A 4,436-nucleotide genomic window follows, 5' to 3' on the forward strand; every position below is an offset into this window, starting at 1 on the left:
GTGGATTGGGCTGGGCGAACCCCTCGCCGCGCAGCGTCTCGAGGAAGACCTCGGCGTGGTGCCTTGCCATGTCGGCGTCGCTATGCCCTTCCGGCGGCGCGTAGCCGAAATGGCGCCAGCCATCGATCACCTGCTCGGGCGAGCCGCGGCTGATGCCGAGCTGCAGGCGGCCGCCGGCGATGATGTCGGCAGCACCGGCGTCCTCGGCCATGTAGAGCGGGTTCTCGTAGCGCATGTCGATGACGGCGGTGCCGATCTCGATGCGGCTGGTCTTGGCGCCGACGGCTGCCAGCAGCGGGAACGGCGAAGCGAGCTGGCGGGCGAAATGATGCACGCGAAAATAGGCCCCGTCCGCGCCCAGTTGCTCGGCGGCGACGGCGAGGTCGATGGATTGCAAAAGCGCGTCCGAAGCCGAGCGCACTTGCGATTGCGACGAGGGCGTCCAGTGCCCGAACGACAGGAAACCGATTTTCTTCATAGCCATGCGATATAAGGATGCGCGTCAGGCTTCAATGCAAAAGAGATTTTTCGACGCGCCCAATCCAGGCTCATGCATCGCTATTTTCAAACGCGCCGATGCCTTGCGCGATCAGGTTGGTCGCCATGACCAGTGAGACGATTGCCGCGGAATTGAAGACGACGATCCACCATTTGCCCCCGGTCAGGAAGCCGTAGCCGTCGGCGACGGCCAGTCCCCAGTCGGCCGATGGCGGCTGGATGCCGAGGCCGAGAAAGCTCAGCGTCGCGATCGAAAAGAACGCGTAGCCCAGCCTTGTGACCAGCTCGATCAAGATCGTTTCCCTGATGTTGGGCAGTATCTCCAGAAACATGATGGCGAGCGGGCCCTCGCCGCCAAGCCGCGCAGCGCTGACATAGTCGCGCTCCTTCTGCTCGCGCACGGCGGCGCGGACGGTGCGCGCCACCAGCGGCGCGTAGGCGATGCCGATCACCAGGATGACCGTTAGATTGGATGGGCCGATGGCCACCAGCGTCATGGTGACGAGAACGATGAACGGAAACGCCATCAGCGTATCGAGCAGCCGCGCGCCGATGGCATCGACCAGGCCGTCGAAATAGCCGAGCACCAACCCGATGATGCTGCCGGCGGCAACGCCGGCCAGCGTCGCCAGCAGCGCAACCAGCAGGATGTCGCGCGATCCGACGACTATGCGCGACAGCACGTCGCGGCCGAGCTGATCGGTCCCGAACCAGTGCAGCGCGTCGGGCGGCGTCAGCATCGCCAGGAAATCCTCGGCATAGGGATCGTAGGGAACGAAGAGGTTGCCTGCTATGGCGCACACGACGCAGAACAGAAGCAGCAGCGATCCGACCACGACCGACGGCGGCAATCCGGCGAAAGCACTGCGGATCCGGCGCACTGCCGGAAAGCCGGCCACGGAGCGCGGTGGTGCGGGAAACTCCGCCAGATCTGTCATGGCGAGGTCCGGCGGCGTTGCCGCGGATCGAGCAGCGCCAGTACGAGGTCGCCGGCCGCCGCCGACAGCACGAAGATTGCCGCCATCACCAGCACGCCGGCCTCGAGCATCGGGAAATCGCGTGCCTTGGCCGCATTCAGAACCAGATTGCCAAGCCCCTGGATGCCGAACAGCGCCTCGATCACCACCAGCCCGCCAAGCATGTAGCCGGTCTGCGTCGCCAGCACCGCGATGGTCGGCGTCAGCGCGTTGCGCAGCACGTGCCGAAAGATGATCTCGCGCCGCTCGAGCCCTTTCAGGACGGCGGTGCGCGTATAATCGGCGGCCATTGCCTCGATCACCCCTGCCCGCGTCATCCGGGCGATGTAGCCGGCAAGGTTCAGCACCAGCGGCAGCGCCGGCAGGATCAGATAATAGCCATGCGTCCAGAAGCCCGCGCCATCGGGCGCAACACCGGAGATCGGGAACCAGTTCAGCCACAGGCCGAAAACGATGAGCAGCATCAGGCCAGAAACGAAATCAGGCACAATGCCGAAGGAGACGCCTGCCATCACGATCAGCCGGTCGATCAAGCGGCCCGCATTGAGACCGGCAACGACGCCGGCACCAACGCCAAGCGGAATGAGAAAAATCAGAATAATGCCGGCAAGGGCGGCGGAGCGCTTGAGGCTTTCCAGCACGAAGGGCGCCACCGGCCCGCGCATCGACAGCGAGGTGCCGAAGTCACCGGTGACGGCCTTGCTGAACCAGAGCCAGTACTGGACGAGAACCGGCTGATCGGTGCCCAGCCGCTTGTTCAGTTCCGCCACCGCCTGCGCATCGGCAAAAGGCCCGAGCATCACACGGCCGACATCGCCGGGCAGGACCTGCCCGGCGAAGAACACCAGGATGCTGACCAGCCACAGCGTGAGGACAAGTGTGCCCAGACGCGCTGACAGAATGCGACCGGTCAGCATGTCGCGATCATGCCTGGACGAAGGAAACGCGGTCGAGCAGCAGATGCGAGATCGCGGTGAAGCGCACGCCCTCGACCTTCGAGCTGACGATCCGGCTGTATTGCGAGAAGTAGCTGATGATCGCCGGCGTCTCGTCGAGCAGCAAGGTCTGGATCTTGCCGGCAACGAGGCGCTGTGCCTGCAGATCACGCGCCTTAGAGTAGTCGAGCAGCAGCGCATCATAGGCCGGGTTGTTGAAATGCGCCGCGTTCCAGGCTCCCGAACTCTTCAGCGTGGCGTTGAGGAAGATGTCGGGCGTGCCGCGATGGCCGTAGTCGGTGATGCCGAGCACCGAATCCAGCCAGGGCGAGCTACCGAAGGTCGCCGAGCCGTAATAGGCGTCCTGCGGCAGGACGTTGAGCTTGACGTCGATGCCGGCCTTCCTGGCGAAGTTCTGGATGATCACCGCATAGTCGGGAATGTCATAGGCGCGCTCGGTGGTCAGCGTCACCTCGAAGCCGTTCGGCACACCCGCCTCGCCGAGCAGCCGCTTGGCTTCCGCAATGTCCTGCTTGCGCTGCGGCACCGACGGATCGGCCGATGGGAAGATCGGCGCGAACGGGGTGTCGTTGCCGACGATGGCGCGGCCCTTCAGCAGGCCCTTGACCACGGCCTCGCGGTCGATGGTGAGCGCCAGCGCGCGGCGGATGCGCTTGTCGGTGAACGGCGCCTGGTCGGTTCTGAGATGCACCTGGTCATGCGAGCTTGCCTGCACGCTCAGCAGCTTGAAATTGGGATTGCCCTCGATCGCCAGCTCCAGGCGCGTCGTGCTCGGGATGACGTCGAGCTGGCCGGCCTGCAGCGCCAGCACCTGCGCCTGCTCGTCGTCGAAGAACTTGATCTCGACCCGGTCGGGCAGCGCCTTGTCGCCCCAGTAGTCCTCATTGCGCACGAAGCTTGCGCCTTGCTTGGGACGGAAGGATTCCAGCTTGAACGGGCCGGTGCCATTGAACGTCTTCTCGAAATCGCCGGCATAGTCGGCCGGCAGGATGACGGCGTTGTAGACGTCTGAGGAGACATAGAAAGGGAAGTTGCTGTTTGGGCCGTCGAGATCGAAGGCGACGGTTTCGTCGTCGACCAGCTTGGCGCCGCCCTTGGACAGGATGCCCTTGTAGGCCGACAGCGCCGACGAGCCGCTGGCCGGATCGACCAGCCGCTCGAAGCTCGCCACAACATCGCTAGCGGTGACCGCGCGGCCATTGTGGAATTTCACCCCTGGCCGCAATTTGAAGGTCCAGCGACTGGCCGTCTCGTTTGCTTCCCAGGACAGAGCCAGCTTCGGCTGCAGACCATCCTTCGGATCGTCGAGGATCAGATACTCGCCGACCTGGCTGATCACCCCGATGCTGGCCGGATCGGTGACCGAAACCGGATCGATCGCCTTGGTCGGCTGGCCGAGCCCGACACGCACCGTGCCGCCGCCGGCTCCCGCTGCGCGCGCACCCCCAAGCCCTTGCGCGGCGGCAAAGCCCGTCAGGCCGAGCAGTGCTGCATATTTCAGGAGATCGCGGCGCTTGAGAAAGCCGCCCTGATATTCATCGACGGCGACATTCCAGATGTCCCCCGACAGGTTGCGAACTGCGTCGATATCTCTGCGTTTGGTCATGTCAAACCCCTGCTTTGAAATGAAGATTGAAAACCTATGCGACGGGTTCGCCGTCGAGATGGATGCGGTCGACGGCCTGCGGATAGAACGCGATGAGGCCCTTGATCTTGGGCATTTCCTCTATGGGATCCCGGTAGCTCCAGGCGATGTCAGGGCGCACCGAGCCGTCGCTCAGCAGGCCGGACCAATAGGAGGCGATGCCCTTGTAAGGACATCGCGTCGTTGTGACGGACGCCGTCAGCCGCTCCAGCCGGATGTCTTCCGCGGGCAGATAAAAACGCGTTGGCAGATGCGTCTCGAACAGCAGAACCGGGCGGTGGCTGTCGGCGATCGGCTCGCCGTCGAACCAGACCTGCACATGGCTGGAGCTCTGCAGCACATCGATGCGTGCGTAGGGAT

General features: G+C 64.2%; 5 protein-coding genes. All 5 read right to left on the bottom strand.

Features of this window, described 5'->3' with window-relative positions; translation table 11 throughout:
* Positions 1–478, bottom strand: a 478-nt coding sequence (locus EOC06_RS28065) for an LLM class flavin-dependent oxidoreductase (RefSeq protein WP_164898774.1), incomplete at its 3' end; no start/stop codon positions are given.
* 70 nt (positions 479–548) lie between these two features.
* On the bottom strand, positions 549–1,436 hold the full coding sequence (locus EOC06_RS28070) for an ABC transporter permease (protein ID WP_128309315.1): 888 nt from the start codon (positions 1,434–1,436) through the stop codon (positions 549–551).
* A complete protein-coding gene (locus tag EOC06_RS28075) occupies positions 1,433–2,392 on the bottom strand; it encodes an ABC transporter permease (RefSeq protein ID WP_127381861.1) in 960 nt (319 codons plus the stop codon). Before EOC06_RS28075 ends, EOC06_RS28070 begins: the two co-directional genes overlap by 4 nt.
* Before the next feature lie 7 nt (positions 2,393–2,399).
* A complete protein-coding gene (locus tag EOC06_RS28080; RefSeq protein WP_128309316.1) occupies positions 2,400–4,037 on the bottom strand; it encodes an ABC transporter substrate-binding protein in 1,638 nt (545 codons plus the stop codon).
* A gap of 34 nt (positions 4,038–4,071) precedes the next feature.
* The coding region (locus tag EOC06_RS43725) for a DUF427 domain-containing protein (RefSeq protein WP_245470143.1) at positions 4,072–4,436 on the bottom strand (365 nt) is incomplete at its 5' end.

Origin of the sequence: Mesorhizobium sp. M7A.F.Ca.MR.362.00.0.0 (genome assembly GCF_004023175.1) — a bacterium.
Classification (GTDB): domain Bacteria; phylum Pseudomonadota; class Alphaproteobacteria; order Rhizobiales; family Rhizobiaceae; genus Mesorhizobium.